1 protein-coding gene is annotated in these 281 nt (G+C 45.2%); it reads right to left on the bottom strand.

Features of this window, described 5'->3' with window-relative positions; translation table 11 throughout:
- Positions 1–281 (bottom strand): potassium transporter TrkG (locus tag AAEY79_RS14570; RefSeq protein ID WP_352289015.1); only part of this gene is annotated, 281 nt, incomplete at both ends.

Genomic DNA, 281 nt, shown 5'->3' with positions numbered 1-281 from the left:
GCAAATTGCATCAAACCAATTCATGCCAGCGCTCCAATACGCCAAAGTACATGCAAGGGTAATAGACACATAAATATACCAAAGGTGTTTAGCGGTGTCGGCTATACGCGGGGTCATTTTGGAATCTTTTACGGGGCCTGGAATCTCAGCCCGATACAACTGCATACCACCTACGCCAAGCATTGGCAGGATTGCTACCGCTAATACAATGATCCCCATACCACCAAACCACTGTAATTGTTGGCGATAAAACAATACCGATTTAGGCAGATACTCTATAC

This window comes from Psychrobacter sp. GW64-MNA-CIBAN-0177, from assembly GCF_040309585.1.
GTDB classification, from domain to species: domain Bacteria; phylum Pseudomonadota; class Gammaproteobacteria; order Pseudomonadales; family Moraxellaceae; genus Psychrobacter; species Psychrobacter okhotskensis.
This window is presented reverse-complemented; position numbering and strand designations above follow the sequence as displayed.